Source organism: Nocardia neocaledoniensis (genome assembly GCF_003182135.1).
Taxonomy (GTDB): domain Bacteria; phylum Actinomycetota; class Actinomycetes; order Mycobacteriales; family Mycobacteriaceae; genus Nocardia; species Nocardia neocaledoniensis.
Genome location: NZ_QGTL01000003.1, coordinates 518,541 through 545,319 on the forward strand (window position 1 = coordinate 518,541; position 26,779 = coordinate 545,319).

Here is a 26,779-nt window from a genome sequence, read left to right on the forward strand (position 1 = left end):
GCAATTACTCCTGTTCGTCGGTGGGGAAGATTCCGCAGACGGTGCATTCGAGTTCTGTGAACCGGTGCCCGTCGCGCTGGCACTGCTGTGTGGCGACGCAGATGTCGCACACGATGGTGTCGCCGTCGTAGACCCAGCCGCTGCAACGATCAGCGCCCAGGAGCGAGACGGCTTGGTTGGTGGAGCCGAAGCAGATCGCTTCACCAGCGGCGTCGGTGTAGATGTCGCCGCAGGTGTCGCAGTAGACGACAACGTGCGATTCGGTGCAGAAGCCGCGTTTCATGCCGCACGCCCCAATTCGTCGTCTTCGCCGGGGATGAAGTCCGGGTCGAAGTCGGAGTAATCGCCTTGCGGAGCCAGGTCGACGGCAGGAGTCGGGGCGTAGGCATCCACGATCGCGTCAGCGTCCTCGTCGGAGATCCAGAACGCGCGCACCCGAACGAACTCGGTGGTGCCGACCTCCCCGACGTAGCCGACGCCGGGAGTGGTGTCGGGGATCTCGTGGCACAGGGCACCGCGGTCTTTGGCCCCTTGCCCGTGCACCATCGCCGTTTGGGTCGGTTCGTCCAGGCGCAGCCCGATCCGGACCGGGAACAACTGCCGGTTCGGCATCGTCTCCTTCGACGGGTCCTGCAACGCCGCGATCACCGAGACACCCACCGCGCGGCCCTTTGACAGCAACAGCCCGGTCAGCTGGCGGAACTTCTCCTGTTGATCGCGGGTCGCATACGACGACAGGGCGGCGGCCTCATCGATGATGATCAGAATCAGCGGCTCATCAGTGGTGGGGACGTGCTTGCGGACACCGGCGACAGCCAGGCGGGCAGACCGCTCGTCCATGACATTGACAGCTTCTTCGAGCATGCCGAGGATGCCGTCAGCGTCGGTATGGAACCGAACCCACATCCGCTTGCCAGCACTGAACTCCATGCCGCCCTTGGGATCTGCCACCCACACATCCACGAACCCGGCCTTGATCGCCGGACCGACACCGTTGATCACCGACCACAGCACCGAGCCCTTCCCCGACCCCATCGCGCCAGCGAGGAGGACGTGGGCATACAGCAGTCGCAGCAGCCACGGCTGACCGTCCTCACGAACACCGACGTGCACCGCCTCGAGGTCGACACCGGTGGACTCCACACCCGGCGCGGTGACCGGCTGGGCGAGGGTGTCGAAGGTCCGCAGCTCGATCCGCACGAACCCCGGACCAGCAGCCGAGACCAGCACCTTCGATACCCCGAGGTACTGGGCGAGGACGTCGCGGGTCGCTTCGTTGGTCCAGTCCGCCAGCTTCTGACCACCGACGACCTGCACGTCGAATACCGCGCCCGAAGGGATGGTGTCGACACCGCCGACGATGTTGGGCCAGTTGCCGTCCGAGCCCAAACCGACCGCCGACCACATCAGCTGAAGGTGACGGTGATCGGTCAGCACGAGAGCGGCGGTACGCAATTCGGCCGGCACTGTGGCGTACGGGTCGCGCTCGATCACCTTGCTGACCACGCCGTCGAGGTGACGCCACCACAACAGCAGCCCGGTGGCCAGGATGGTCGACAGCGACACGACAGTCGTTCCCATTACGCGGCCTCCTGCCGGGGAAGCCCGATCAACGGGAGCGGCAGACCGCAGCGAATGCAGTAGTCGAAGCCGGGGTCGGCTTTCTCGGTGGCGTCGGTCTCGGCGGGGGCGGGGTTGTCGCAGAACATCACGCATTCGGTAGCCGCGACCGCCTCCGGAGCGGTGACCACGGTGCCCGCGAGGGCGGTGGCCAGGCCGGTCAGCAGGGTGAGAGTGGTTGTACGCATCAGCGCACCTCCTCGGTTTCGTTGCAGAAGATCGCGCACACCGCCACGACTTCGGGGGTGTCGCAGAACATCGAGCAGCCCGGTTCGGGCTCATCGCAGAAGACCGAACAGCCAGGGGTTTCGGCGCAGAACATCGCGCACCCCGCCACGTCGGAGGTGGTGACCGTGGGGACCGTGCCGAGACCGTCCGAGGTGTCGTTGTCGGTGAGTACGGCCGGGATGATCACCGGGGCCAGGAACAGGCCCAGCATGGCGGGGATGGCCAGCAAGGCCAGACGGGCGTTCATCGCTGGACCGCCTTGCAGCACAGCCACTTGCACTTGGTGTCGGTGACGTCGATGAAGGGCTGAACGACGCCGTTGGCCTCACCGATCGCCGCGGCGAGCATCTCGATCAGCTCCATGGCCTCACCGACCGCGAGCTCCAGATTCAGCCCGCTCAGGTCATGGCCCAGAGCGACGATGATGCCCGGGGTGCCGTCGCAGACCTCCGGGTCATACAGCACGCCCAGCACGCCTTGGGACCGCACGACGCGGCGGTTGTTGTCGCTGTCGAAGATCCAGCCCCGCGACCAGGTCGGAGCATGGCGGGTCTCCCAGTAACCCTGACGCTTGTGCAGCATCACGCCACCGCCAGCAGGGTCGAGGTGTAGGCGTTGAGAGCCGCGGTGATCTCGTCAGCGGCCGTCGCGGCGTCGAGCACGGGCAAAAACACCCGGACCGCGCCCACGGTGAGCACCACCATGCCGGTGGTCTCCGAATACCGGGCGGTGACCGGCGCGCCGTCGTTGATCGTGGTCACGGTGGCGAACGCGTTGTCGGACATGTCAGTTACCTCCTGAAGGGACCGCGACCGGGCGCGGGGGCTGGATAGGTTGGACCACCCGCACAGGCGGGGGAACAGTCGGCCGCACAGGTACGGGGGGAATCGGGGCGCGGACCGGTGGCGGTGCCGGAACCGGCGTAGGCTCAACAGGTTTCGTGACGGCAGGCTCGGCGGGTTCGTCGGCCAATTCCTCGGTGGGTTCATCGGCCGGTTCCTCGGTGGGTTCGGCCGGTGCCGGGGTGCGGGTGCGTAGCAGCACGGCCAGACCGTGAGTGTCGAGCAGCAGGGCAGCCGGAGCGATCACCGCCAGAATCGCGGCCAAGACTCCGTGGCCGGAGACCAGAGCGTGAGCGATGTTGCCGCCAATCGACACCGTTGCCCCGGCGACAAGGACGCGGGTGAAGAACGATCGTTCCGGGCTGTCGGCCAGGGCCAGCACGGCAATGGTGGCTTGGATGATGGTGCCGTCCACGATCACCGGGAACAGCCACGCCAGATGGTTGGGGGTGTGGGCCATGACCGCGAGGTCACGCAGGGCCGCGAACGACAACACGAACGCCGCGCCCCCGATCGCCAGGACGATGAGAACGGCGGACCAGCGTGCCCACCGAATGCTCTTGGGCTGCTGATCCGCCGTACTCACGGTCACGCCGCCTTGGACGCGGCCACAGCCTTCTGAGCCGCAGCCTGTTCCTTGGCCGCACGCTCAGCCGAGTCATGCGACATCAGCAGATCCGGCAGCTGCTCGGCCAGTAGACGAACATGCTCGATGGCCAGACTCACCATCGAACGCCCGCCCCGGCCATCGAGCCAGATGGTCACACTGGCGGGGATTTCACCACCCCAATCAGCCCGGCGAGACGGCCGGTACTCCACCTCGATCGACTCACACCCGGACGCTGTCACGCTGATGGACGACATCGCGGTCACGCGGCCTTGCGCTCGGCGGTGACGTTGCGGGCACCGGAGTTGTCGCCCTTGATGCCACCGGCATAGAACTGGTAACCCAGGTACTTGAACTGCTCGGTACCCATCACCTTCGGCTCGGCCATCAGGCCCTCGACCTCGATCATGCGCATGCCCGTACCCGGAACCACCTCGTCCGTGACGGGCACCGGGACGTTCTCGGCCAGGAACAACAGCTCGAAGCTCTTGCGCTTGGCCTTCGGCTCGTGCGGATCGGTGACGTTGGCCTTCCACATCAGCAAGCCAGTGCCCTCACCGGTCTTGGTGTCGTAATCGCGCCGCTGCTCCTGGGGCGCGTTGCGGTCCTGGTTGTACTTGACCGCGGGCTCGATCTGGCCGTTCAGAACCAGGCCCATGGGGAACGCCTCGGCGTGCGAGACCGGGAAGCGGTGACCGCGAGTGAAAGCCATGATCTTGTCTCCTGTCGTGGTGGGGGCTTCGTGGATGAACCCGTTTGTCGATCGCCCCGGAGCGGGTAAACTGCGGTACTTCTATGGTCCTCTATAGAACCAACATCTATAGAGAAGCACATAGGACCTGAGGAAGTCAACACCTACAGAGGACATAAGATGAAGCGGTCTTCGACAGTGAGAGGTAGTGCCGTGCCAGCTAAGTACGAGCTAATCGCGGACGACATCCGACAGCAGATCGCATCCGGGCAGCTAATCCCCGGCGATCGAATCCCGGGCGAGTCCTCGCTGATCGAGAAGTACAAGGTCAGCCCGCCGACACTCCGCCAAGCCCTTCAAGTCTTGCGAAGCGAAGGTCTCCTGGACGCACGGCACGGGATCGGGACATTTGTCCGGGCGCCACGTCAGAAGGTCCGACGCGATGCCGCTCGGTACCAGTGGGAGAAAGACCGCGTTCGACTGCCAGAGTCCGAGCGTCGCGCAACCGGCTCAACTGAACGCGACACCGGAGTCACCGTCAGCGACCTCAGATTTTCCGCTCGCTACAGCGTGATCGGCGCTGACGAGCGAATCGCCGGCCTTCTGGCAATCGCAGCCGGAGACAGGGTGTTGCAACGTGACTATCGGACGATGCTCGATCACGAGGGGATGCCGCTGAACCTCAGCACGTCGTACCTCTCGTACGAACTCGCCGCCAAGAACCCCGAGCTGCTGAACGACAGCAACGAACCATGGCCAGGTGGCACACAGCACCAGCTGTTCACCATCGGCATCGAGGTCGACCGCGTTGATGAGACGATCAGCACTCGACCTCCGACAGTTGCCGAGACCGAAGAGCTCGACCTCTCAACAGGCGTGTCGGTGTTTGTGGTTCAGAAACGGACGATAGACACCACGGGGCGCACGGTCGAATTCTCCGATGTCATCCTGCCTGGCGACCGAACCGAACTCGTCTTCTCCACCAAACTCAACCGCTGGGACGCAAGATGAACCGCACAGTCTCTGTCATTACGGCAACCTATCGACCTGTCGCCGAATATCTTGACGCCGCCTACAAATCTCTCGTCGCGCAGGAACTTCCGGACGGCTGGTCATGGGAATGGATCGTGCAGGAGGATGGGACCACCGGGGCCGCAGTTCCCATGCTTCCAAACGACTCGCGAATCCGGCCGGGAGTGGGCCGACATGGTGGCCCCGGGGTCTGCCGCTCGCTGGCGTTGGCCCGCTCGGTCGGAACTTTCGTCAAGGTCCTCGACTCAGACGACCAGCTCACCCCCGGCACCCTTGCGCGTGACATAGAAGCGCTCACGCAGCCGGGCGTTGGCTGGACCACATCAAGGGTCCTCGACTACTTGCCGGACGGAACGACCGTTGGATTTGACCAGGACCCCGAGGATGGCCGCTTGCGGAGCGGAGTTGTCCTAGACCACTGGCGGCGCAACGACTTTCGCGCACAGGTACACCCGGCTTCGCTCTGCATTCGCCGTGATCTGCTGCTCGCAGCTGGCGGCTGGATGGCCCTGCCAGCATCCGAGGACGTTGGGCTACTACTCGCTGCGGACGCTCTCGCTGATGGCTGGTTCAACGCTGAACCCGGCTTGCTCTACCGCAAGTGGGATGGCCAAATGACCGCACACCCGACCCACGTCGACCCAACAGAGCGGACGGCCCGAATGCATCTCATCGAGGAGCGCGCCACATCCATGCACCTCACGACGACATTCGACATGGAAGCACAGCGCGTCTGAGCCGGAGCGCACTAGCGCCCTGCAATGCGCGCCATCTTGATAACATGTCATCATCACGCGAGTGATGTCGAGTGATGTCGAGCGGGTGGACCGCCGTTGCAGCGACGGCCCACCCTGATGGGATTAGCTAGCCCGCCAAACTCGGCTGACCAGGAACAGAGCCCCGGCGATCACGGACGCTGCTACCAACAGCACGCCGTAATCGACCGGGGCTTTCTGCTTGCTCCGGCGATGTTTCGCCATCTCCCACCACCTCCTTTCCCGGCACGGCACGGTGACCAGGTCCCGTACCGCCCCTGGGCTGGAGGTACCGCCAGCCTACTCGAGCCGGTCAGGTGGAAGGCCAACAACGCCAACCGATCTCGCGGAGCGAGCAGGTATAGCTCACGACGCCCCGAGCTGTTGAGCGCCCGTCACTTCAACGAAGTGGTTGCCGAATTCGGCTATATAGAGTCAAGGGCGCCTGCGGCGGCGCGGAGCGCCGCCGCCGCGCTGCGACGCGCAGCGCGGCTCCAAACGGACGTCGCCGCGGCGCGTCGGCACGTCGGCGACGCTCAGCGCCATACCGTGGCAGCCCGCCTCTTCGGCCGGCTTTTGCATTCACCCGAGCAGTGCTGGGCGTGACGGGGAGTTGTTCCCGGTCTGCTGTCCGGCGAACGTCGGCAATTCGGCCGGCATCCAGCCGGTGTCGACGGCTACCAGCTCACCGACTCCCATACGGTGCTGCCGCACGAGCTCCGCTCGTTTGCCATGGAAATCCCGGCCTGCCGCACTCCCGACCTGGTTGGTTCCAGCCGATCCAGGTTCCAGTTGATCGGCCCGTCCTCGTGTCCGTCACCAGCGGTGGTCTCGCCATCCCCACGTCATCAGCAGCAATGGTCACCAGGGTTCCTCTCCAGTTGGTGCGGCCCGGCTCTGTGCCGACGGAATCTGCCGATGGCGTACCAGACCACACCCACCCCGGCAAAGACCAAGACGTGTCACCACCCGAGGTGGTCACCAGCGGCGACGTCGTTTCGGGATCTTCACCTCACCGCGGCCATTTTGCCGGGTGACCACCTCGGGTGGTGAGCCTTTGCCGGGGCGGGTGCGGCCTGGTCCGGGCGAGCCCAGATCCCACCGACACAGAGTCAGACCACCCCAACCGGAGAGGAACCCCGATCATGGCCATCACCGCCCCCGTCACCTGCTGGGCCTGCCAGACCGCCGCCGCCACAACCGTCTTCCCCGAGCTCGAACCCGGCCCCTGGAAGCCCTGCCTCGTCTGCCAGCCCTGCCTCGAGGACTACCACGAGAGCATGCGCCAGCTGGCCGAGTACCACTGACCGCCCGGGGGCTTCGGCCCCCTTCACCACCTGGCCGCCGTCAACGAAGCCGGTAGCGGGTCGCCAACGACGTCGACCCCAGGTCAGGTCCCCCGAAGCGAATTGCTGAACAAATCTCCAGCGAGGTCGGTGGTATCGCGACCGGTGGCCGCGTGGCCCTGGTCTGGGTTGGCCTGCATTGTGATCCCGCGCCCCTCACACCTCAAGGGCGCTACGCGTCAGCAAGCTGATGGACAAGTCCACCCTTGACCTGTGAGCCTCTGCGCGTGACAGGCAGGCCCTATGGGGCAGACGGGGAGCCAGCCCACCTCATGCGCAACCCAACCCAGACCAGGGCCACCGTGGACCGGACACGACAAAGCGGCGGGGGTTCAGTCCCGCCGCTCTCGTACGCAGTTCGTACGCAGCAACACCCGACGGAGCCAACACGCACCAACGCAAGCAACTTCATTTTCCCAGGTCAGACCATCGTCACCAACGATGCCAACCAACGCCGTCACCAGGCCAAACAGCCGTAGTACGCTCTCCTAAAGCGGGTGTCGCAGGTTCGAATCCTGCCGAGGGCACCGGAGTCCGTAGGGCGCGAGGAGGAACGACAATGTCGAACCCGTCGACAAAGTTCCCCCCGCTGCCCGATCGCATGACCTGGGACGAGTTGAGCGCCCTGCCTCCTGACCAGTCGGAACGCATCGAATTGATCAAAGGGCGCCCGGTGTGGGTTCGTACCGGCCCGCCAGAACACCAGCGCTTCGCCACTCGCCTGCGCAACGCACTGGAGAGCGCCGCGCGACGAAGCATGAAAGCCCGCCCCGGTGAGTGCTGGCAGGTCGACACAGAGACCAATGTTTTCCTGAGTCGCGCCAAGGATGATTTCCTCACCCCCGATTTCATGGTCTATCACTGCCCTGGCGAGCCGTGGACGCCGATCTTCGCCGAGGACGTCGTCATCGTCGGCGAAGTGCTCTCCCCGTCCAACCACATCGGCCACATGCTGACGAAACAGGCGCGCTACGCCGAGGCCGGGATCGACGAGTACTGGGAAGTACTGCTCGATCGCGAAGGCCGCCGGATCGACACCATCTTGACCTACGTGCTGGCGACTCCCACCGACCTTCCGCCCGGCGTCACCCCCCTGCGCCCGCGTCAGTATGCACTGGTCAGCGAGTGGTCACCGACCGTCCACCCCGAAATCGCACTGAACCACCCCTTCCCACTCGCCCTCAGCTGGGCCGACCTCGAATACTGAGATCTCGCGCCGGCTTCGTCAGGGTTCGGTCAGCGGCAGCTGATGAACTCGAGGTAGGCCCGGCCGGCGGCATCAGCGAGCGGTAGCGATGAGTGCCGCGACCAGCCGGCGACTGCGGGCGCTCATCTGTGCCGCGGTCTGGTCGGGATGACGCAGCCACCACAGGACCAGCGAGGTGACCGTTCCCATCCAGATATCGGTGAGAGCGGAGAGGTCATCGGGGTCGGCGAGGTCGACGGCGCCCAGCACACCCGCCACGCCGCGGGCCGCCTGCGCCGCAATGCGGCGGCGCGCCCTGCGGGCGGCGTCGGCAGCGGGGCCTTCCTCGGGGTGGGAACGGTCGAACACGACGGTCCAGTCGTGTGGACGCGGTTCGAGCACGACGAAGATCGCGTCGAGGGTTCGCTGCGCCATCAGCAGGTCGTTGCCCGCGGTGATCGCCGATTCGATCGCATCGCACAGGATGGTCTCAGCCCGCTCCACGCACGCGACGTAAATCAGGTCCTTGGACTGAAAATAGGTGTAGACCAGCGGTTTCGACACCCCAGCACGCTGCGCGACGTCGGCCAGCGAGAGCCCCGCATAGCCGGTGCGGCCGATCTCGGCCACCGCGGCGTCGAGAATCAACTGCTCGCGCCGCGCGCGGGGGACCCCCTTGGTTCCGGCTGTACTCACCCCACCATCCAATCATCCCTCGGCCGGCCCCTTGACCTCGAATTTACTTTTTCGTAAATTACTCCTGCGTCTATATAAGGAGTCGGCTTGCTGTCCACACTGTGGAACCACATCAACAACCCCTTGCTCTATGCCATCCCAGCGTTCTTCGTCTTGATCGGGATCGAGGCAGCGAGCCTGCGTCACGCGGACGCGGATTCGAGTCCACGCGCCTACTCCCCCATCGACACGCGAACCAGCCTCACCATGGGCATGGGCGCGATCGTGGCGATGCTGATCTTCAAGACGCTGACGCTGCTGCTGTTCGTAATCGTGTGGGCGGAGCTCGCGCCATGGCATCTGCCGACCGACGCGTGGTGGTACTGGCCGCTGCTGCTACTGGTCGTCGATATCGCCTGGTACTGCAATCACCGCTTCTCGCACCGCGTCCGAATCGGATGGGCAGCGCACCAGGCCCATCACTCGAGCGAGTACTTCAACCTCGGTACCGCACTACGACAGAAGTGGAACCCGTGGTCGGAGGCGATCTTCTGGCTGCCGTTGCCACTGCTCGGCTTCGCACCATGGACGATCTACGTCGCGTTCGCCTTCAACCTCATCTACCAGTTCTTCACCCACACCGAGACGATCGGCAAGATGTGGCGTCCGATCGAATTCGTTTTCAACACACCGTCGCATCACCGGGTGCATCACGGCAGCGACCCGATTTACCTGGATCGCAACTACGGCGGCATCCTGATCATCTGGGATCGGATGTTCGGCACCTTCCAGGCCGAATTACACACGCCTACCTACGGTCTCACTACTCCGGTCGCTACCTACAACGTGCTGAAGTTGCAGTATCGCGAGTACGGCAACATCATCGGCGATGTTCGCCGAGCGACCCGGTGGCGCGACCGGCTCGGCTACGTCTTCGCCCCGCCCGGCTGGCAGCCCGCCGCGCAGCGGGCGAGCAGTGCCGCGCCGGACAAGCAGTCCGCGTGAGCGCCGTCGACGCCGCCGACCTGATCCTGCGCCTGACCCTCGGCGCTGTCGTACTCACCCACGGCATCAATCACGCCTGGGGCGGCGGCAAACTCGCGGGCACGGCGAGATGGTTCGCCTCGATCGGTCTGCGTCCGGGAAAGCTGCACGCGGTGCTCGCCACCGCGACCGAGATCGCGGCGGGCCTGCTCCTCATCGTCGGCCTGCTCACGCCGTTCACCGCTGCCGCCGTCGTTTCGACGATGACGGTCGCATTGATCACCGCGCACCTGCGCAACGGGTTCTTCATCTTCCGGCCGGGTCAGGGATGGGAGTACACCGCGGTCCTCGCCGCGATGGCCCTGGCGACCGCCACGCTCGGACCCGGGCGGTGGTCGGCCGACCACCTCGTCGACATCGACCTCAACGGCATGGCAGCACTGGGGATCGCGGCCGTCCTCGGCGTCGGGTCGGCAGCGCTGCTGCTAGTCACATGCTGGCGTCCAGCACCGCGCGAAAACCTCTGATCCGATTCGTAGGGCATCAGAACGTCTCAGGCCGACGTCGCCGAGTAGGCCACCACCAGGGGCGCGTGATCCGAAAGCCTTTCGGCAGGTGACGGTTCCTTGTCGACGACGACGGATGTGGCGAGGCGGGCTAGGCCGGGGGTTGCGAGTTGGTGGTCCACTCGCCAACCCACATCCTTGGCGAACGATTGGCCTGCCCAGCTCCACCAGGTGAGTGGACCCGGGCGGTCGCCGTGCACCTGTCGGACCACGTCGACGAGCCGGCGCGTGCCGAGAATCGAGCTGAACCACTCGCGGTCGGCGGGCAGGAAGCCGTCCATCGTGCGGGCGGCACGCCAGTTGGTCACGTCGTGCTGGGTGTGCGCGATGTTCAGATCTCCGGTGAGGACGAATTCACGTCCCGCGCTGAGCGCAGCGAGCCGGTTCCGGTGCACTTCGCGGGCGAACGCCGCGAGGAACCGCTGCTTGCGTTCGTACTTGACCCCACCGTCGGGCAGTTCGCGCATCGATCCCGGGCGCTGGAGATGCGCGGGCAGACCTCCTTTGGGGAGATAAAGCGAGGCCACCGTCACCGGGCGGTCGGCCAGGTCGACCTCGATATAGCGCCCCTGTGCGGCGAACTCACCGAGTCCGCGGGCCCTGGGCGGGTGGGTCACCCAGGTCCGCACGGCAGCGGCGGGAACCCTGGTCAGTACGGCCACACCGTTACGACCGGCCACGGAACCGACGTCCACTGCCGCCGAATAGCCCGGGAAGGTTCCCACATCAGCTGCGGAACAACGCAACTCCTGCAGTGCGACCACATCCGCCGACCGCGCCCGCAACCACTCGTCGAATCCACGACGACGTGACGCTCGGATGCCGTTGACGTTGAATGTGGCGACAGTGAAAGAGTCAGCGACCGACGAACCCATGGCAACACTGTGCCGGAGCCCCCTGTCCCCTCCCGGGGCAGCTCCGGTACGCGGCCCGCGACCAAGCCCTTGCCAGTAGAGGAACCATGAGCAGAAGACCGATAGCCGCACGCCCACTCGATCCACACGAAGAATCGACTGTTCGCAAGTTGCTGTCGGTCGAATTTCCCGGCGTGAACGAATTTCTGTCCCAAGTTCCACACATCCAGGTGATGGCCACCTGGGGTAAGGGGGGCTCGAATACAGCACACACACCGATGACAGCCCAGTGGCACTGCCGGATCTTTCGGCTGTCGCTGTCAGTCGATTCAAGTAGGCGCTCGGAGTCGCGTGCGCTACGGGGCGAGCTTGCGCGGTCGTCCCCGAGTCACTCCGAAGCAGCTGAGCGACGCGTACGCGATCGTGCCGGTGCCGGACGCGGCAGATCGACGGAACCGGTTCGGCAGATCGACGGAGGTACCTTCGGCAGATTGACGGCACACTCTTCGGCAGATTGACGACTCGCGGTAGTATTCCGCCATGCATCACGCCGCCGATCTCTTACCGCGAAAAGCTTCTGAGCTGGTAAGAGAAGCATTGATGGACACGCGAGTGGTGATCATCAACGGCGCCCGTCAGACCGGCAAGAGCACGCTGGCCGAGCAATGCCTGCGAGGCCTTCCCGAGGTCACCAAACGCTATCTCGACGAAGTGCGAACCCGTACCTCCGCAGCGGCCGACCCCGCCGCATTCCTCGACGTCCCGGGGACGATGATGATCGACGAAGTCCAACGCGTCCCCGATCTGTGGCTGTCGATCAAACACGCTGTCGACCGCGACCCACGGCCTGGCCGCTTCCTGCTGACCGGCTCAGCCAGGCTGCTCGGACTGAGCAACCTGGGCGATTCACTGCCGGGGCGCTCGGAAACTGTGGAGCTGTTTCCGCTTTCCCAGGGCGAAATCAGCGGCGCCCCAGATGGTTTCATCGACGCGGTCTTCACCGCGGGCGCCGAATTCCGCACCGGCCCGTCGGAGCTGAGACGTAGGGACTACCTGGCGGCGGCTGCCAGGGGTGGGTACCCCGAAGCCATTCGCCGTACCGCATCCCGGCGGCGCGCCCAGTTCTTCAGCTCCTACCTCGACGACATCATGACCCGCGACGTGCACCAGGTCGCCGACATCCGACGCGGATCCGATATGCGTCGGCTCATCGCCGCCTTGGCCGCCCAGACCGGCGGGCTACTGAACTACAGCCGTCTATCCGCTGATCTGGGCATACCGGTGACGACCGTCCGTGACTACGTCGACATCCTGGAACTCATCTACCTCATCCGCCTGGTCCCCGCTTGGTCGGCCAACGCGACAACCCGCGCCATTTCGACCCCGAAACTGACTTTCACCGACTCCGGCCTCGCCGCTCATCTGCTGACCGGCATCACCAACGACGCGACGACCGGCGCCATCGTGGAGACCTTCGTGCTCGGCGAACTGACCAGACAGCTCACCTGGAGTACGACCATGGCCAGGCTGCACCACTACCGCGATCGTGACGGCTACGAGGTCGACGCCGTCCTCGAGGACAATGCGGGCCGGGTGGTCGCGATAGAGGTCAAGGCCGCCGAAACTGTCCGCACCGACGACTTCCGGGGTCTCCGAAGTCTGCAACGCCGACTCGGCGACCGCCTTCACGCCGGTTTGGTCGTTTACTGCGGTGACCAGCAACTTCCCTTCGGAGACGGCCTTTCCGCCATCCCGATCAGCGCGCTGTGGACCACCCCGGCTCGCTGAGCGATCGCTGACCGCCTGCCGCCGAATCACCGTGATTCGCGGAACTACCGGGGCCACTGAGTAGTCGTACGGATTTCCGGTGGGGCGGGGGCGGCGAGCATGGGTGCATGACATCCACCATCACACCTCGGAATCCGGTCGGGATCGACGCCAAAGCCATCACCTGGGCGGTGCTCGGGGTGCAGATGATGGTGATGCTCGCCGTCACCGCCCTGCGGTTCGCGGCGGGCGGGTGGCTGCTGGTGATCTTCCTGTTCGGTGGGTTTCTGGTGGTGTTCGCTCCGTCGGTGCTGGCGGTCGCGGTCGCGCTGCCTGTGATGCGGCGGGGCGGATCCCGGGTGCGGGTGGCGTGTGCGGGCGCGCTCGCCGCCGGCTACGCCGCGCTGTTGACGGCGGCGGCGACCATGCCCGACTTCACCGACGCGGCGGACGAGAACGGCGTTCCGATCGTGGCGATCGTCAGCGGTTCGGGGACGCTGACCAACGCGCAGGCGCAGGTCTATCACACGATCAGCGGCGTGGCCGTCCTCTGTTATCTGGCGGCGACGGTCGCGACCATCGTCCTGGCCATCACGCTCCTGGTGATCAAACGTTCGGCCGGGCGGGCGCGGTGAGCTCAGGCGGGGAGGTGGTGGCGGTCGGTGTGGCTGATGGTCAGGGCCGCGACGAGGACGCCCATGGCGACGCCGACGAGGGTGTCCGCGATGCGGCTGAGGCCGATGTCAGGGGTGATGTGGGTGCCGAGGCCGACCATTAGCAGGGCCATCGGGGTGACGGCGAGTGAGGTGAGGGCGTAGCTGCGGGTGGCCATGAGTTCGGCGGTCACCTGGAGGACGACGATGACGAGGGCGGTGGCCCAGTAGCCGAGGCCCGCGCCGATCAGCAGGGCGCCGATGAGCGCGCCGCCGACATTGCCGAGCAATCGCTGGATACCGCGCTGCACGGTCATCGCGTAGGAGACGCCCTGCATCGCGGCCAACGCGCCCATCGACGCCCAGAGCGGGTGGTGCAGCCCGGCCGCCGCGGCGAACCAGCCGGCGCAGGCCGCGGCGAGGGCGATGCGGGCGGCGTTGCCAAGCACTACGCGAGAACGCAGGCCGGACAGGCCCGTCGCCACGAAACCCTCGGGGCGCGGCAGCGCGGAGACCTCGGGAGCGCTGTCGAAAATGACGCTGCGCCGCTTGACCTTTCGCAGTTCGGCTTCGTGGCGGACCACCTCGAGCAGCCGGGCCGGGTCGCCGGCGACCCAGTCGTCGACGGCGGCTTCCGCCTCGTCGAGCAGCGCGACGAGATCGCGATGATGGCGCGAGTCTGCCTCGCGAACGCCGCTGAGCGCCAGCTTCTCCCGGGCCTGGGCGATGGCGGCGCGGGCCGGTTCGACGGGCCTGCCGTCCTCGAGCGCGGCGACGGCCGACAGCGCTCGCGCGACGGCGAGCCGAGCCGGGCCGAGCGGCAGCACCAGCAGGGGCAGCAGCTGCGCGAGCAGGCCGATCCCCGCGCCGATCGCGGCCGCGAGGCAGGCGTGGACGATATCGGCGGGAACCGCGACAGAGCCGACCGCCGCGGTCGCCGCGAAGACGAGGATCACCGGGCCGGGACCGGTGATCCGAAAGGCCGACACCGACATCGCGGCGACGGCGGCACCCACGGCCATGAGCGCGACCTCGGCCCACATCGGCACCCGCGCGAGCGCGAGCAGCCCACCACCGGCGACGAAGGCGACGACGAGCGCGCCGACCAGCGACACCTTGGCCGTCACCCGGACCAGCGGCTCGTGCCTGGCGAACGCGGACGCCAGCGCGCCGAGCACGGCGAAGCCGACGTATTGCCGCAGGTCGAGCAGGCCACAGCCGACGAACACCAGCGCGGCGGCGGCGCCGACTCGCAGGGAGGCGGCCACGGTCGCGTCCGCGGGGCGCACCTCGAGCGCGCGGCGCCAGGTCGACGCGGAGACCGAGTGCGCCAGGGCACCGCCGGAGTGCCGCAGACGCGCGGTGGCGCGGGGTGGGTTCAGCAGATCGGTGGGCACCTCACCATCCTAGATATACTTCACTAGTAAAATACATCCGAAATAGTGTGAAACCGGTCGCTAGGATGAACCCATGGGCGACACCTCCCCCGATTTCGTCGACGGCGTCCGGGCCGAATGGGCTCGGGCGTATCCCGAGGTCGACACCTTCACGGTCGAGGTGATCGGGCGCATCAACCGGATCAGCGCGCTGGCGCTGCACCAGCTCGACCGCGCGCTCGCGCCCCGGGGCATCACCCGCGGCGAGTTCGAAGTGCTGTGCGCCCTGGCCCGCGCCGACCGCCCGCTACGCGCCAGCGAGGTCACCGAGCGGACCATGACCAGCGGCGCGTCCACCACGAAGAACGCCGACCGGCTGACGAAGATCGGCCTGATCGAACGGCTTCCGTTCGAGCGGGACGGTCGCGTGGTGCTGCTGCGGCTGACCGCGGCCGGGCGCGAACTCGTCGACACCGAACTGCCGAACCGGGCCGAGCGCGACCACCGGCTGCTCGACGGACTCGACGAGCAGGAGCGCCGCACGCTGGCCGACCTGCTGCGCCGGGTCTCCCACAACACCGACGGGGCGTCCCAGCACGGGTCCGGAGCCTGAGCCTCAGGGCTCGAGCGCGGCCCGCATACCGGCGGCGGTGGCGGCGGGGTCGTACCCGTCGGGCACGCCGCCGACCAGAATGATGTCGCCGTCCATGTGCCGGGAGCGCAGCGGCGCGATCGCCTGATACGCGGGCGAGTCCCACCAGGCCCGCGCCTGGTCGAGGTCGGGGAACCCGATCATCACGACGCCGCCGGTCCACTCCCCCTCCAGCACCTCGTGGGGCGTGACGTGCACGAGAAACCGGCCGCCGTAGGGCTCGAAAGTGCCCGGAATGCGCTCGATGTACTCCGCGATCTCGGCGTGCGGGGCGGCGTCCCGCAACCGGGCGATGACGTAGGCGTTCATGCGATTCTCCTCGTGATCGACTGCTGTCATCACGACGTTAGGCAGCGAGGGACGCGCGGGAATCAGTCACGCTTGAGTACTTTCGTCCCGATCCGGGTGACCTCGGTATCGCGCGGCGGAAGGCGTCGCCCCTGGCGGACCGGGGGCGACGCGTCGTCGCGGGATCAGCGCGAGTAGTCGCGGAAGGTCATCACACCGCCGACCACGACGATCATCGCCGTGAGGATGTAGACGGTGACACGGAGCCAGGCGGGCCCGTAGTAACTGACCGCCATCGAGGCACCGAGGGCCGCGAGAATCAGCACCACCCCGTAGAACGGCGTGCGTTGCTCTCTGTCAACCATTCCTCCAGTGTCCGCCGATACCGCGGGACGTGGCAATGCCGTCGCGTCAGCGCCGGAAGTGCTCGACCAGCCTGGAGTAGCTGTCGTCGCGGTGACCGGCGTCGATGGCCCGCGCGACGAGGCCGCGGGTGTAGTTCGGCAGCTCCACGTCGATGCCGAGCGCCGCGCTCTCGGTGATCAGATCGTCGATGGAGGGCAGGTGGTGCACGAGCGCGCCGTAGGGGGTGGCGTGCTCGGCGCGGTCGATCTCGGTGGCGAGCATCGGGAACATCGACAGCATCCCGGCCAGCGACGGTTCGGCGTGTTCGCTGAACTCGCCGACGGACAGGCCCGCCTTCCCGAGCAACGCCGAGGCGTGCAGAAATCCGTTGAGCAGGCCCCACATGATGTCGTGCACGGCCATTCCGTAGCGGACGGGAACCGTCGGATCCGCCGACACGTACCTCGCGCGCCCGCCCAGTGCCCGCAGCAGGCCTTCGTGCCGGTCGAACGCGGCGCGGGAACCGCCGAGGAAGATCACCGCGTCCGGCGAGCCGATCGCGGGGGCGATGGTCATGATCTGCCCGTGCAGGTAGTCGGCGCCGAGTTCGGCCGCCAGCTCCGCCGTGGCCTTGGCCTGCTCAGCGGGTCCATCGGTCAGATTGAGGACGGTTCGGCCCGCCAGCCCCGCACCCGCCTCGCGCAACAACTCCGCCGCGACCCCGCCGCCCTTCACATTGACGAGCACCACCTCGGACTCCGCCACCGCGGCCGCCACCGTCGCGGCCTCGCGCGCGCCCTTCGCCAGCAGCGGAGCGGCCTTGTCCGCCGACCGGTTCCACACCGTGACCTGCTGATCAGTCGCCAGCGTGGCGAGCGCCAGTGCCGTCCCCATCTCGCCGAGGCCAAGTACCGTGACCGTCATCGCCTTCTCCGTTCTCGTGGAACAACATTCGAGATCGGACGGTAGGAGCTCAACCCAACTTCAGGTCAAGCCTGTCGTTCGGATCAGTAACGATTCGCGGGAACCACCCGAAGATCACCGTGACACCGGAGGAGTTTCCACATGAAACGAGCAGTATTCGCCGCGGCACGTGTCGCGGCCGCTGGTATTTCTGGTTTGGCCGCCGTGGCGATCATCGGGACGGGGTCCGCGCAGGCGGCTCCGCAGGATTGCGCCGTGCAGCGGGACATGTTCGGCGCGTCGGCTGTCTGTCAGCCCGATGGCGGCAGCAACTACGTGCTCCACGTCGACTGCGTCGGCTTGTACGCGAGCGGTCCGTTCCCCATGTACGCGATCGGCCCGTACTACTCGCTCAGCTACCCCTTCACCCCCGAGGGGCAGCGCGTCACGGCGGGCTGCACGGGCATGGGGCCCGGCATCGTCGCCGTGGCCACCAATGCCTACGTGGAGGTCTATCGCGGCTGAGCGAGCTCAGAACTTGCCGCCGTGCTGGACGATCCGGTGGCCGAGGTGCGCGGCGAACTCGGCCACGAAGGAATCGGACAGCGGAGGCCAGTTCCAGAAGTCGAAGGCCAGCGCGCCGAGGGCGAAACCGTCCGCCCACTCCCAGCTGGTGATCGGACTGGTGACGCCGCAGGCGCGGCAGGTCATCGGGCCGTCACCGGTGTAGCGCCAGTTGTCGATGGCTTCCGAGAACGGCTGCCACACAGCCTCATCGGGTTCCCAGGCGTTGGGGTAGTCGATGATGACCGCGGTCGCCGCGCAGCGCGGGCAGTCCACCGAGGACGGCGGGATCCCGCCCTGCCCCGGGTAGTGCGCGTCGCGGACGGTGATCACCGCGACCGGTCCCGGCATCCAGTCCGCACCCCATTCCTGGGTGATCTCGCCCCAATCAGGCCCGGGCACATGGCCTTCCGAGACCTGAAGGCTGTACATCACCTCGCCGGACATCTCCCTGGTCAGCCAGCCCCGCGAGACCATCCAGTCGATCATCCGCTCGGCCGTCGCGGCCGCCTCGGTACCGGAGACCTCGACATCGACGATTCGCTCGAAATAGTCACCCACGGCCGCATTCTCGCAGAGATCAGCGGCGGCGCACCGCTGTCACCACCATGCCGATGCCCGCGGTGAGTGCCAGGGTGACGGCGACGGAGAGCAGGATCAGCGGCATGGTCGCGGCGGTCTCGACCACCCTGGCCGAGCCACTGCGGCGGATCAGCAGCGCGGCGACGAGTGGCCCGACCATCGCGAGGCCAGCGGCGGTGAGCAGAAGGCCTCCGGTGATCAACTCGACCGGACCCAAGGTACCTCTGGAGCGCGAGCCAGTCAGCAGCAAACGATGGTCGACGGTCATGACGTTCCTTTCGCTCACGTACTCGAAAGCCTGTGAAACGGTCACATCACGGTACCGCGCGGCGGCCCGGATTCGGCGCGACAGAGACCGGTCCGACGCGCGAACTGACATTCAGCAACCGTTCAGCGACAGAACGTGCCTTCATTCGCAAGAATGCGTCAGGCGTGGCGCGGCCGGGAGAGGATGTATTCGCGATACTCGGCGGGCGTCATCCCGGTCTCGCCGCGGAAGACGCGGTAGAAGTGCCGATCGGTGGCGAAGCCGCAGGCGCGGGCGACCGAGGAGATGGTGCGGTCGGGGCCGGCGATCAGCAGTTCGCGCGCGTGTTGGACGCGCATGCTGCGCAGCAGGGCCATCGGACCGCCGTCATCGGGGCCGATCGCCCTGAACAGCTTCCGGCGCGACATACCGCACGCGGCGGCGATGCTCTGCGCGGTGAGTCGCGGATCGGCCAGGTTCGCGCGGAGGAAACGCACAAGATACTCGCGGTCGAGGGTCTGCGCCGAATGCCCGGACGGCCCCCGACCTCGACGGATGGCAATTGCCGCACCGAGCAGCTCGACACCGGCGTTGAGCAACTGGGGCACCGCGGCGGTCTCCGGGGGCAGCGTCGCGAGTCTGCGGAAGAAGTCGATGACCAGCGCGCCGTGCGCGATCGGCTCGACGGTCGTGACCGAGGGAAACTCCCCCGGACCGAGTCCGGCGGTGCGGAGCAGCGCCGCCTTCGGCACTCGGACCAGGATGCCCTGGTACGCGGTGGTGCGTACCGACTGTGGGCGTTCACCGTCGACGAGGTACATCGCTCCGGCCGGAACGGGGAGTACCTGCTCGTCACTGGTCAGCCCGACGACCCCCGACAGGGTGAGGCCCGCGATCACATAGGGCTCGGGCGCGCGGGAGATGTGGCGCTGGTTGCGCCGGGCGATCTCGGCCGAGTTCGACACCACGGCGATCGACATCGACTCGGCCGTCACCTTCGGCGTCAACGAGCCGTGGAACGGCCCGTCGTCGAGCGGCTCCATCGAGCAGCCGACCATCGCCTCGCTCACGATCGAAGCCCACAGATCGAACGATTCCCGCCGCGGCACTTCGGCGGTCGACAAGGTAGGGCCACCGAATACGACCTCGCCCGGGTTCATGGCCTCCATGCTGACACCGATCCCACTTCGTGAACAGGATTGTTCCCCCGTGTCGGACGGTGCGCCCCGCCCCGGCCGTCACGAGGTCCGGCGCTGGAACCGCGCACGCGCGCGGGCATGCGCGTCGGTGAGAAGCTCGCGGATCACGGTGGCCGTCCGTTCGCCGGGATTCACGACGGCGAGCCAGCCCGCCGAGCCGTAGGTCGGATGCGGCAGGACGGTGTCGTCGGCGGTGGGCCGGGCCGGTGTGCGACCCGGCGCGTGGCCGGTCCAGGCGGTGAAGGCGTCGCGACCGGCGGCGACATTGACCCGGAAGGCGCCGGGGCGGTCCAGCCCGGTGTCGCTTTCGTCGGGGTACTGCTTGGTCACGATGGTGGCGAAGGGCTGGACCGTGGTGGGGACGATGCCGTCGGGCGCGTAGTAGCAGAACGCATCGCCCCAGCTGATCTCCGGTGCGTCACTGCCCGCTTCGGGGCGCAGGATCAGTACGCCGTCGAGGGAACCGAGGAACTCGAGGATGTCGTCTATCGTCATGGTTCGAGCTTCTCATTGAAGTGCTTGTGTGGACTTTTTCAACAATCACCAGGGATTTCCGATGTGGAACCTCCACTCGCCTGTCGGCCGTACGGTCGACGTCGCGCGCCGCGCCGGGTACTCCGTGCAGCAGGTGCGCAATCTCGAACGCGACGGCGTGCTGCCGCCCGCGGACCGCACGGCGGGCGGCCATCGGGTCTATCGCGAGATCCACGTCCACTCGGCGCTGGCCTATCGCGGGCTCGCGGCGGCGCTCGGGCCGGTGGCGGCGAAGCGGCTGCTGCGGATCGTGCACGCGGGCCCGCGGGCACGTGCCCTGGCCGCGCTCGACGAAGCCCACGCCGGCCTGCACGGCGAGCGCGTCGACCTCGCGCTGGCCCGCACCGCGGCGGAAGCGATCGCGACAGAAGAGATCACCGACGTCCGCGCGACCGATGCGATGAACATCGCCGAACTCGCCGCGGCACTCGGCATCCGGACGTCGACACTGCGGCACTGGGACGCGGAGGGATTGGTCGTACCGGACCGCTCGACCGCGAAAGGCACTGCGCGCCAGTACACCCCGGCCCAGGTGCGCGATGCCCGCATCGTCCATCAGCTGCGCAGGGCCGGCTATCGGATCCCGCAGATCCGCGCGATCATGCCCGAATTCCGCCGCGACACCGCCGATGTGCGGCGGGCGCTGTCCGCCAGAGACGCCGCCCTCACGGCGCGCTCACTCGCGCTGCTCGAGGCCGCGGCGCCGCTGGCCGAACTGCTCGGTCAGGGCGCGGGCGACTCCGCGGTGCTCCCACCCAGGGGCATGGCGGGCAACCCGAGTTTGCGGTGATCCCAGGACCGCACGCGGGTCGGTTCGACGCGCACCACGATCCGGTTGTTCATCATGGCCTCCACGAACGGCCGGACCTCGGGGCTGTACGGGCCGACGTAGCGCTCGTAGATGTCGATGCCCGCCTTCCAATACTCCTCGTCGTCGGTGTCCTCGATGAGGTGGGCGGTGCCCTCGATGGCGACGCCGCGCAGCTGGTCGTAGGTGTCGCCCGCCTCGGCCATGCAGGTGAGGGTGGGGTCGCGGCGCAGATTGACCGCCTTCTGCGACTTCGACTTGGTCTCGAAGTAGATGGTGCCGTCGATGTGGCCGAACCACATGGCCGTCAGGTGCGGCTTGCCCGCCGCGTCGAGGGTGGCCAGGGTGAGCACCCGGCTGCGATCGAGGAACTGCGCGATCTCCTCCTCGGACATCCGCACCGCGGCCCGCTGCTTGATACCCACCGTCTCCACCTCCAGCTCATGGCACTGTGCGCCGACCATACCCAGCCATCACCTGGCACGGACCCGGAACGGATACCCGCGGGTTAACGATGTCGGCGCACTCGGCGAAACACCAGGTAGACGAGACAAGGGAGGGCTCTCATGGGGAATCGATCCACGCTCGCGGTGCTGTCGGGGGCAGCGGTGACGCTGGTGGCGGCGGGCACGGCGCACGCGCAATCGGGCTTGTGGGACTACACGCCGGTCGACCGCGCGGACTACGTGGTGTCCGAGCCGTACGGCGGCAACGTCTTCTTCCGCACGCCGGACGGGCGTCACTGCGCGATCTACTGGAACAACGGGCCGACCGGCTGTGACGCGGTCCCGATCGACGCGCCCGAGTGGGCCGATCAGCTGCGGGTCGGAACGCTCGAGGCCGCCCACTTCGTCGACAGCGAGCGCCCGACCTTCACCCATCCCGAGGCGAAGGTGCTGCCCGAGGGTCACCGCGTCACCTCGGGCAACGCGACCTGCGGCGTCGGCTATCAGGGCACCGTCACCTGCGAGGTCGGCGAGCACGGGTTCACCCTGGCCGCCACCTACAGCGTGCTGTACTGACTCACCGCCGCGCGGCGAGCAGTTCGAACAGGGCGGTGACGCTCTGCTCGCCACGTCCTTCGGCGACGGCGCGCCGCAGCAGCTCGTGCATCGAGGCGTGCCAGGACAGGTCGACGCCGGATTCGGCGGCGACGACGGCGTCCTCGGACAGCGCGGTCGCGAACAGGTCGATCGAGGAGCCGAGCCGGGTGTAATCCTTGGTGTCGATCTCCTCGGCCAGGGTCGGCAGCAGCGATTCGATCATCCGCAGCCACTTCGCCGAGTACGGCACCATGCTGCGCGCGGGCAGCCCGCGCGAGGCGAGCAGCGCGGCGCCCTCGGCGAAACCGAGCAGGGCGGGCAGCAGGGTGGCGCCGACCGCGGCCTCGTACAGCGCGGCGAGATCCGGCTCGGGGCCGAGGAATTCGAGGTCGCCGCCGAAGACGCGCAAGGTCTCGCGGTGGGCGTCGAAGACGGCACGGTCACCGCCGAAGTACAGCTGTGTGTCCGGATCGCCCACCGCCGCTGCGACATTCTTGATCGCACCGCCCAGGTAGCGGCCGCCGCGCTGTTGCACCCAACGTCCGAATTCCCTTGCCTGGGCGGGTGCTCCGCTGTTGAGGGTGATGATGTCGCGGCCGGCCGGGTCCGCGTCGGCGAGGCTGGAACGGGTGGCGTCGAAACCGGTCAGGATCGCGATGGACACCGGGCTCGCCGCGACGGCGTCGGCGATCGACAGGTGCGCGATCGCGCCCGCGGCGGCCAGATCTTTCGTTCGTTCCGGGCTCCGGTTCCAGACGTGGGTCGGGTGGCCGGCGGCGAGCAGGGCACGGGCCAGCGCGGCGCCCATCGATCCGGTTCCGAGCACGGTCACCGACGATTTCGTCATGGTCGCTCCGATCGAGAAGGGGCGGGGTCCGATGACCACCGCGGTGCTCTCACTGTCGGCGCGGTGGACAGGCCCGGCAAGTACGCACTTGGCACCGGAGTTCCCCACCTCGGGGTAAGGATCCAGGTCAGCGACGCGGGCAGGCGCCGGGTGTGCCCGGTGTCACGCTCGGCCCGGTCGGCGCGACGGCGATTGTGACGACACCCAACGCCGCACAGGTGTGACCTGCGAGGACAGCCCGCGTCGTAGAGTCACTGCCATGTCGGATGCCGAGATGAACGAGCTGGTCCAGCGCACGGTGGAGCAAGCACTGCTGGCCGGGCCGCGCCGGTACACCCGCACCCAGGTGGCCGAGCAGTCCGGCGTCCCGGAGAGCGAATCGCGACGGCTCTGGACGGCGCTCGGCTTCCCCGCCAACGAGAACGACGAGGTCGACTACACCCAGCTCGACATCACCGCCGTCACCAACTTCCGCAGCATGAAAGTCGTTGCGGCCTCCGACATCCGCCAGCAGGCCGCCGCCGCGCGCACGATCGGCCAGGGCATGGCGCGCCTGGCCGAATGGCAGGCCGATCTGGTGCTCGCCGAGATCAAGGCGCGCGCCGCGGCGGGCGATCCCGCGATCCCGCTCGAGGAAAGGATCAGCGCGGCAACAGAATCCACCATGTCCAGCATCGAGCAGCTGCAGTCGTACGTGTGGCGCAGGCATCTGGCGGCGGCCGTCGCCCGCTCGATCGACGCCGAGGTGGGCGGCGACACGCTGCGCACCCTGGCCGTCGGCTTCGCCGACATGGTGGGCTTCACCCGCCTCACCCGACACCTGCACCCCGACGAATTGTCCACGCTGCTGGAGGCTTTCGAGTCGACGACCACCTCCGCCATCACCGACAACGGCGGCTGGGTGATCAAGAACGTCGGCGACGAGGTGATGTTCGCCGCCGAGACCGCGGTGGACGCCGCGCGCATCTCGCTCGCCATCCAGGAGTCGACGATGCTGGTGGGCGGAACCCCGGAGCTGCGGGTGGCCTTCGCCTACGGCGAGGTGCTGCAGCGCTTCGGTGACCTGTACGGCTCGGTGGTCAACATCGCCGCCCGCCTCACCGGCGTGGCACGGCCGGGCAACATCCTCATCGACGACGCCGCGGCCGAGGCGCTCGACGGCGATCCCGAATTCGCCATCCGGCATCTGCGCAGCGTGCGGGTGCGCGGCTTCAACCGGTTGCGCCCGCACCGCCTGCGTTCGGCCACCTAGCGGCGGTGACCCTCGGTCGGCCTCCCAGCGGCGGCCACGCACACCGTTCTCTAGGGTGTCGTCGTGGAGATGGACTGGCAGAGCGTGCGCGAGCAGTACACCGTGTACGCCGACGACGCCGTGCTGGCGCTGAACAAGCCCGCGGGGATCTCGGTGACCGGCGAACGGCACGACACCGATCTGGTCGAGCTCGCGCAGGCGGCGGGCACCCAGCTGTACCCGGTGCACCGGATCGACAAGGTGACCTCGGGCCTGGTGCTACTGGCCACCGATCTGACCGCACACGGCCCGCTGACCAAACAGTTCAACAAGCAGACCGCGCGCAAGGCCTACCTGGCGATCGTGTCGGGCACCGACCTGCCCGAGCGCGGCGAGCTCGATCTGCCGCTCAGTGTCGGGCGGAAGAACCGGGTGCGGATCGCGGCGCCGCGCGAGGCCATCCGCCGCGCGGGCGGGCGCTGGTTCGTCGAGGAGGCCGATCTGCTCGCGGCGAAGAACTATCCGTCGCTCACCCGGTTCGCCAAAGTGGCCACGCACGGGGAGCACACGCTGCTCGCGCTCGCGCCGGTCACCGGCCGGCGGCACCAGATCCGGGTCCAGCTGGCCTGGATCGGCCACCCCATCCTGGGTGACCCGCTGTTCGACCGCACCGCCGCCTTCCCGCGGACCCATCTGCACTCCTGGCAGCTGCGCCTGGACGCCGACTGGCTCACCCCACCGGTCCTCGATGTCAGGGCGACCCCCGGCCCCGACTTCTGGGTGCCCCTTGGCACCGACCCCGCCGCGGCGGCCGACCTGCTGGCCACGGCGAATGAGCGACTGTCCACGATCACTGGCTGACGCGGGCCGAACACCCTGCGAGGCAGCTGGTTCCAGCGCATTCACGCGGGGCAGCCGCACGGTGTTCACGCGGCCCCGCGACGTGGGGCCGAGGAATCCGAGCCCACTGGCGACGGGAACAGGGCCCTCGCAACGGACCGGACAGGAACTTCGCCCGCCGCACGATTCGGCCGTAATTCTTTGTGACACAGCGGAATCCGACCGGCGGCAGCGCCTGGACTCAGGCGCTGCCGCCGTCGGATCGCCGGAGTTCACCGCGCGGCGAGCCGATCCTCACGCGCGTCGAGCGCGACGATCCGCCGACGCCGGGTCGGCATCAGCACGGTCGGATGGCCGACGCCCCAGGCCGCGCCCGCGCAGATGAACTCCTTGACGCGGGCCCCGAGCCGGCCGGTGAGGACGGTCGAGGTGGGCTCGTCGGCGAAGCTCACGCGCTGGAAGACGGCATCGCGGCGGCCGAGGCTGATGCACTGCGCCGCATAGCCGATCGGGTCCTCGGGCGCCGTCCCGCCGGTGAGCCGGGCGGCGAGGGCGTCGGCGGCGCGCCAGGCCATCGGCGTGCCGGCGGCGCAGGACATGCGCAGCGGGCGACCGTCCGGTCCGGGGGCCTGGGCGGCGTCGCCCGCGGCGTAGACCTCGGGGTGCGAGACCGACCGCATGGTGATGTCGACGACGATCCGTCCGGTGTCCGACACGGTCAGGCCGGTCGCCGCGGCGATCGGGTGCACGGTGAAACCGGCCGTCCACACGGTGACGTCGGCGTCGAGTTCCGTTGCCGCACCGGTGATCACACCGTTCTCGGTGACCCGCGTGACGTCGGTGTCGGTGCGGACGGTGATGCCGAGCCGGTCGAACACGGTGCGCAGGTGCCGCTGCGCCTTCTCGTGCAGCCAGTCCCCGACCCCGCCGCGCGCGACGATCGTGACCGCGAGATCCGGGTGCGCCTCGGCGATCTCGGTGGCCGCTTCGATCGCGGTCAGGCCGCCGCCGACGATCAGGACCGTCGCGCCGGGAGCCAGCGTGTCGAGCCGGGCGCGCAGGCGCAGGGCCGCCTGCTTGCCCGCCACGCTGTGGGCGTGCTCGACGACCCCTGGCACGTCGGTGGCGCCGGTGCTGCCGAGCGCGTAGACGAGCGAGTCGTAGGCCAGCGGTTCGGCATCGGCCAGCTGGACGATCTTGGCATCCACGTCGACGGCGGTGACCAGCTCGTTCACCACCCGGACACCGGTGCCCGCGAACAGCTCGCGCAGCGGCCGCTGTCGCAGCTCCTGGCCCGCCGCGAGCTGGTGCATGCGCACCCGTTCGACGAAATCGGCGTCGGCGCTGACGAGGGTGATCTCGACGTCGTCGCGGTGCAGCCGCTTCGCGAGACGACCGGCGGCGGTGGCTCCGGCGTACCCGGCTCCGAGGACGACAATGCGGTGCTTCATGGCTCGCTCCTATCGGGATGGACTCCCCTCCTGAACCGGATAGGCGCGCGAACCCTGACAGTT

At 67.8% G+C, this 26,779-nt stretch carries 37 protein-coding genes and 1 tRNA gene; 15 read left to right on the plus strand and 23 right to left on the minus strand.

Features of this window, described 5'->3' with window-relative positions:
• Positions 1-4: 4 nt before the first annotated feature.
• The 9 genes from DFR69_RS10425 to DFR69_RS10460 are packed head-to-tail and all read right to left on the minus strand — an operon-like array spanning position 5 to position 4,009.
• Positions 5-283, minus strand: coding sequence for a hypothetical protein (locus DFR69_RS10425; RefSeq protein ID WP_110037253.1), 279 nt, complete (start codon positions 281-283; stop codon positions 5-7).
• A complete protein-coding gene (locus tag DFR69_RS10430; RefSeq protein WP_167456218.1) occupies positions 280-1,581 on the minus strand; it encodes an FtsK/SpoIIIE domain-containing protein in 1,302 nt (433 codons plus the stop codon). Before DFR69_RS10430 ends, DFR69_RS10425 begins: the two co-directional genes overlap by 4 nt.
• Positions 1,581-1,808 carry a hypothetical protein gene (locus DFR69_RS34405; RefSeq protein ID WP_167456219.1) on the minus strand — a complete coding sequence of 76 codons (228 nt, stop codon included), beginning with the start codon at positions 1,806-1,808 and terminating at the stop codon, positions 1,581-1,583. Before DFR69_RS34405 ends, DFR69_RS10430 begins: the two co-directional genes overlap by 1 nt.
• Positions 1,808-2,095, minus strand: coding sequence for a hypothetical protein (locus DFR69_RS10435; RefSeq protein ID WP_146229249.1), 288 nt, complete (start codon positions 2,093-2,095; stop codon positions 1,808-1,810). Before DFR69_RS10435 ends, DFR69_RS34405 begins: the two co-directional genes overlap by 1 nt.
• A complete protein-coding gene (locus tag DFR69_RS10440; RefSeq protein WP_110037256.1) occupies positions 2,092-2,430 on the minus strand; it encodes a hypothetical protein in 339 nt (112 codons plus the stop codon). Before DFR69_RS10440 ends, DFR69_RS10435 begins: the two co-directional genes overlap by 4 nt.
• Positions 2,430-2,633 carry a hypothetical protein gene (locus DFR69_RS10445; RefSeq protein ID WP_110037257.1) on the minus strand — a complete coding sequence of 68 codons (204 nt, stop codon included), beginning with the start codon at positions 2,631-2,633 and terminating at the stop codon, positions 2,430-2,432. The genes DFR69_RS10440 and DFR69_RS10445 overlap by 1 nt, the downstream gene beginning before the upstream one ends.
• Position 2,634: 1 nt before the next feature.
• Positions 2,635-3,276, minus strand: coding sequence for a DUF2637 domain-containing protein (locus tag DFR69_RS10450; protein ID WP_244198193.1), 642 nt, complete (start codon positions 3,274-3,276; stop codon positions 2,635-2,637).
• Positions 3,277-3,278: 2 nt separating this feature from the next.
• Positions 3,279-3,563 (minus strand): hypothetical protein, encoded by a 285-nt coding sequence (locus DFR69_RS10455; RefSeq protein ID WP_110037258.1) that lies wholly within the window; start codon positions 3,561-3,563, stop codon positions 3,279-3,281.
• Complete coding sequence (locus DFR69_RS10460) at positions 3,560-4,009, minus strand: hypothetical protein (protein ID WP_110037259.1); 450 nt, start codon at positions 4,007-4,009, stop codon at positions 3,560-3,562. The genes DFR69_RS10455 and DFR69_RS10460 overlap by 4 nt, the downstream gene beginning before the upstream one ends.
• 192 nt (positions 4,010-4,201) lie before the next feature.
• Between DFR69_RS10460 and DFR69_RS10465 the strand changes: the two genes are divergently transcribed.
• A complete protein-coding gene (locus DFR69_RS10465) occupies positions 4,202-4,999 on the plus strand; it encodes a GntR family transcriptional regulator (RefSeq protein WP_167456220.1) in 798 nt (265 codons plus the stop codon).
• A complete protein-coding gene (locus DFR69_RS10470; RefSeq protein WP_110037261.1) occupies positions 4,996-5,757 on the plus strand; it encodes a glycosyltransferase family 2 protein in 762 nt (253 codons plus the stop codon). Before DFR69_RS10465 ends, DFR69_RS10470 begins: the two co-directional genes overlap by 4 nt.
• Before the next feature lie 600 nt (positions 5,758-6,357).
• Here DFR69_RS10470 and DFR69_RS35525 read toward each other — a convergent pair.
• The gene (locus DFR69_RS35525) at positions 6,358-6,489 is read right to left on the minus strand and encodes a hypothetical protein (RefSeq protein WP_279629846.1); all 132 of its coding nucleotides are present in this window, start codon (positions 6,487-6,489) and stop codon (positions 6,358-6,360) included.
• A 431-nt stretch (positions 6,490-6,920) separates the two neighbouring features.
• On the opposite strand from DFR69_RS35525, the gene DFR69_RS34410 reads away from it, so the two are divergent.
• The 3 genes from DFR69_RS34410 to DFR69_RS10475 all read left to right on the plus strand — a co-directional run bounded on the left by DFR69_RS34410 (position 6,921) and on the right by DFR69_RS10475 (position 8,328).
• Positions 6,921-7,082, plus strand: a complete 162-nt coding sequence (locus DFR69_RS34410; RefSeq protein ID WP_167456221.1) for a hypothetical protein — start codon at positions 6,921-6,923, stop codon at positions 7,080-7,082.
• Positions 7,083-7,574: 492 nt separating this feature from the next.
• Positions 7,575-7,648: transfer RNA gene (locus tag DFR69_RS34415), tRNA-Ser, on the plus strand.
• A 32-nt stretch (positions 7,649-7,680) separates the two neighbouring features.
• Positions 7,681-8,328, plus strand: a complete 648-nt coding sequence (locus DFR69_RS10475) for a Uma2 family endonuclease (protein ID WP_110037262.1) — start codon at positions 7,681-7,683, stop codon at positions 8,326-8,328.
• Positions 8,329-8,400: 72 nt separating this feature from the next.
• Here the strand turns inward: DFR69_RS10475 and DFR69_RS10480 are convergent, their stop codons facing one another.
• Positions 8,401-9,003 (minus strand): TetR/AcrR family transcriptional regulator, encoded by a 603-nt coding sequence (locus DFR69_RS10480; RefSeq protein ID WP_167456222.1) that lies wholly within the window; start codon positions 9,001-9,003, stop codon positions 8,401-8,403.
• 87 nt (positions 9,004-9,090) lie between these two features.
• Here DFR69_RS10480 and DFR69_RS10485 point away from each other — a divergent pair, with 87 nt between their 5' ends.
• Together DFR69_RS10485 and DFR69_RS10490 are read left to right on the plus strand one after the other, a co-directional pair.
• Positions 9,091-9,987 (plus strand): sterol desaturase family protein, encoded by an 897-nt coding sequence (locus DFR69_RS10485; protein ID WP_110037264.1) that lies wholly within the window; start codon positions 9,091-9,093, stop codon positions 9,985-9,987.
• Positions 9,984-10,493: a DoxX family protein gene (locus tag DFR69_RS10490; protein ID WP_110037265.1), complete on the plus strand. Its 510-nt coding sequence runs from the start codon at positions 9,984-9,986 to the stop codon at positions 10,491-10,493. Before DFR69_RS10485 ends, DFR69_RS10490 begins: the two co-directional genes overlap by 4 nt.
• Before the next feature lie 26 nt (positions 10,494-10,519).
• On the opposite strand, the gene DFR69_RS10495 is transcribed toward DFR69_RS10490, so the two are convergent.
• Positions 10,520-11,407, minus strand: coding sequence for an exodeoxyribonuclease III (locus tag DFR69_RS10495; protein ID WP_110037266.1), 888 nt, complete (start codon positions 11,405-11,407; stop codon positions 10,520-10,522).
• A gap of 579 nt (positions 11,408-11,986) precedes the next feature.
• Here DFR69_RS10495 and DFR69_RS10500 point away from each other — a divergent pair.
• Positions 11,987-13,174 carry an ATP-binding protein gene (locus DFR69_RS10500; protein WP_244198194.1) on the plus strand — a complete coding sequence of 396 codons (1,188 nt, stop codon included), beginning with the start codon at positions 11,987-11,989 and terminating at the stop codon, positions 13,172-13,174.
• Between the two features lie 107 nt (positions 13,175-13,281).
• Complete coding sequence (locus tag DFR69_RS10505; RefSeq protein ID WP_110037268.1) at positions 13,282-13,788, plus strand: hypothetical protein; 507 nt, start codon at positions 13,282-13,284, stop codon at positions 13,786-13,788.
• Positions 13,789-13,790: 2 nt separating this feature from the next.
• Here DFR69_RS10505 and DFR69_RS10510 read toward each other — a convergent pair whose 3' ends face one another.
• Positions 13,791-15,203, minus strand: a complete 1,413-nt coding sequence (locus DFR69_RS10510; protein WP_244198195.1) for an FUSC family protein — start codon at positions 15,201-15,203, stop codon at positions 13,791-13,793.
• Between the two features lie 73 nt (positions 15,204-15,276).
• Here DFR69_RS10510 and DFR69_RS10515 point away from each other — a divergent pair, with 73 nt between their 5' ends.
• Positions 15,277-15,795: a MarR family winged helix-turn-helix transcriptional regulator gene (locus DFR69_RS10515; protein ID WP_110037269.1), complete on the plus strand. Its 519-nt coding sequence runs from the start codon at positions 15,277-15,279 to the stop codon at positions 15,793-15,795.
• Positions 15,796-15,798: 3 nt separating this feature from the next.
• Here DFR69_RS10515 and DFR69_RS10520 read toward each other — a convergent pair whose 3' ends face one another.
• The 3 genes from DFR69_RS10520 to DFR69_RS10530 form a co-directional block, all read right to left on the minus strand.
• Complete coding sequence (locus tag DFR69_RS10520; RefSeq protein WP_110037270.1) at positions 15,799-16,143, minus strand: DUF1330 domain-containing protein; 345 nt, start codon at positions 16,141-16,143, stop codon at positions 15,799-15,801.
• A 164-nt stretch (positions 16,144-16,307) separates the two neighbouring features.
• A complete protein-coding gene (locus DFR69_RS10525; RefSeq protein WP_110037271.1) occupies positions 16,308-16,487 on the minus strand; it encodes a hypothetical protein in 180 nt (59 codons plus the stop codon).
• Between the two features lie 46 nt (positions 16,488-16,533).
• A complete protein-coding gene (locus DFR69_RS10530) occupies positions 16,534-17,391 on the minus strand; it encodes an imine reductase family protein (RefSeq protein ID WP_110037272.1) in 858 nt (285 codons plus the stop codon).
• A gap of 141 nt (positions 17,392-17,532) precedes the next feature.
• On the opposite strand from DFR69_RS10530, the gene DFR69_RS10535 reads away from it, so the two are divergent.
• Positions 17,533-17,895, plus strand: coding sequence for a hypothetical protein (locus DFR69_RS10535; protein WP_244198196.1), 363 nt, complete (start codon positions 17,533-17,535; stop codon positions 17,893-17,895).
• Between the two features lie 6 nt (positions 17,896-17,901).
• On the opposite strand, the gene DFR69_RS10540 is transcribed toward DFR69_RS10535, so the two are convergent.
• The 4 genes from DFR69_RS10540 to DFR69_RS10555 all read right to left on the minus strand — a co-directional run bounded on the left by DFR69_RS10540 (position 17,902) and on the right by DFR69_RS10555 (position 20,457).
• Positions 17,902-18,495 (minus strand): hypothetical protein, encoded by a 594-nt coding sequence (locus tag DFR69_RS10540; RefSeq protein ID WP_110037273.1) that lies wholly within the window; start codon positions 18,493-18,495, stop codon positions 17,902-17,904.
• A 19-nt stretch (positions 18,496-18,514) separates the two neighbouring features.
• Positions 18,515-18,784 (minus strand): hypothetical protein, encoded by a 270-nt coding sequence (locus DFR69_RS10545; protein ID WP_110037274.1) that lies wholly within the window; start codon positions 18,782-18,784, stop codon positions 18,515-18,517.
• Positions 18,785-18,942: 158 nt separating this feature from the next.
• A complete protein-coding gene (locus tag DFR69_RS10550; protein ID WP_167456223.1) occupies positions 18,943-19,833 on the minus strand; it encodes an AraC family transcriptional regulator in 891 nt (296 codons plus the stop codon).
• 168 nt (positions 19,834-20,001) lie between these two features.
• Positions 20,002-20,457, minus strand: coding sequence for a DUF6194 family protein (locus DFR69_RS10555; protein ID WP_110037276.1), 456 nt, complete (start codon positions 20,455-20,457; stop codon positions 20,002-20,004).
• 61 nt (positions 20,458-20,518) lie between these two features.
• Here DFR69_RS10555 and DFR69_RS10560 point away from each other — a divergent pair, with 61 nt between their 5' ends.
• Positions 20,519-21,286 carry a MerR family transcriptional regulator gene (locus DFR69_RS10560; RefSeq protein ID WP_110037555.1) on the plus strand — a complete coding sequence of 256 codons (768 nt, stop codon included), beginning with the start codon at positions 20,519-20,521 and terminating at the stop codon, positions 21,284-21,286.
• Here DFR69_RS10560 and DFR69_RS10565 read toward each other — a convergent pair.
• The gene (locus DFR69_RS10565) at positions 21,220-21,729 is read right to left on the minus strand and encodes a pyridoxamine 5'-phosphate oxidase family protein (RefSeq protein WP_110037554.1); all 510 of its coding nucleotides are present in this window, start codon (positions 21,727-21,729) and stop codon (positions 21,220-21,222) included. The two genes, DFR69_RS10560 and DFR69_RS10565, sit on opposite strands and share 67 nt — an antisense overlap.
• Positions 21,730-21,870: 141 nt before the next feature.
• Here DFR69_RS10565 and DFR69_RS10570 point away from each other — a divergent pair, with 141 nt between their 5' ends.
• Positions 21,871-22,326, plus strand: coding sequence for a hypothetical protein (locus DFR69_RS10570; protein ID WP_110037277.1), 456 nt, complete (start codon positions 21,871-21,873; stop codon positions 22,324-22,326).
• A gap of 1 nt (position 22,327) precedes the next feature.
• On the opposite strand, the gene DFR69_RS10575 is transcribed toward DFR69_RS10570, so the two are convergent.
• Positions 22,328-23,194 carry an NAD(P)-dependent oxidoreductase gene (locus DFR69_RS10575; RefSeq protein WP_110037556.1) on the minus strand — a complete coding sequence of 289 codons (867 nt, stop codon included), beginning with the start codon at positions 23,192-23,194 and terminating at the stop codon, positions 22,328-22,330.
• A 259-nt stretch (positions 23,195-23,453) separates the two neighbouring features.
• On the opposite strand from DFR69_RS10575, the gene DFR69_RS10580 reads away from it, so the two are divergent.
• Together DFR69_RS10580 and DFR69_RS10585 are read left to right on the plus strand one after the other, a co-directional pair.
• Positions 23,454-24,446 (plus strand): adenylate/guanylate cyclase domain-containing protein, encoded by a 993-nt coding sequence (locus DFR69_RS10580; protein WP_110037278.1) that lies wholly within the window; start codon positions 23,454-23,456, stop codon positions 24,444-24,446.
• A 69-nt stretch (positions 24,447-24,515) separates the two neighbouring features.
• Positions 24,516-25,286, plus strand: a complete 771-nt coding sequence (locus tag DFR69_RS10585) for an RluA family pseudouridine synthase (RefSeq protein WP_110037279.1) — start codon at positions 24,516-24,518, stop codon at positions 25,284-25,286.
• A 251-nt stretch (positions 25,287-25,537) separates the two neighbouring features.
• Here DFR69_RS10585 and DFR69_RS10590 read toward each other — a convergent pair whose 3' ends face one another.
• Positions 25,538-26,716 carry an NAD(P)/FAD-dependent oxidoreductase gene (locus DFR69_RS10590; protein ID WP_110037280.1) on the minus strand — a complete coding sequence of 393 codons (1,179 nt, stop codon included), beginning with the start codon at positions 26,714-26,716 and terminating at the stop codon, positions 25,538-25,540.
• Positions 26,717-26,779 lie beyond the last annotated feature (63 nt).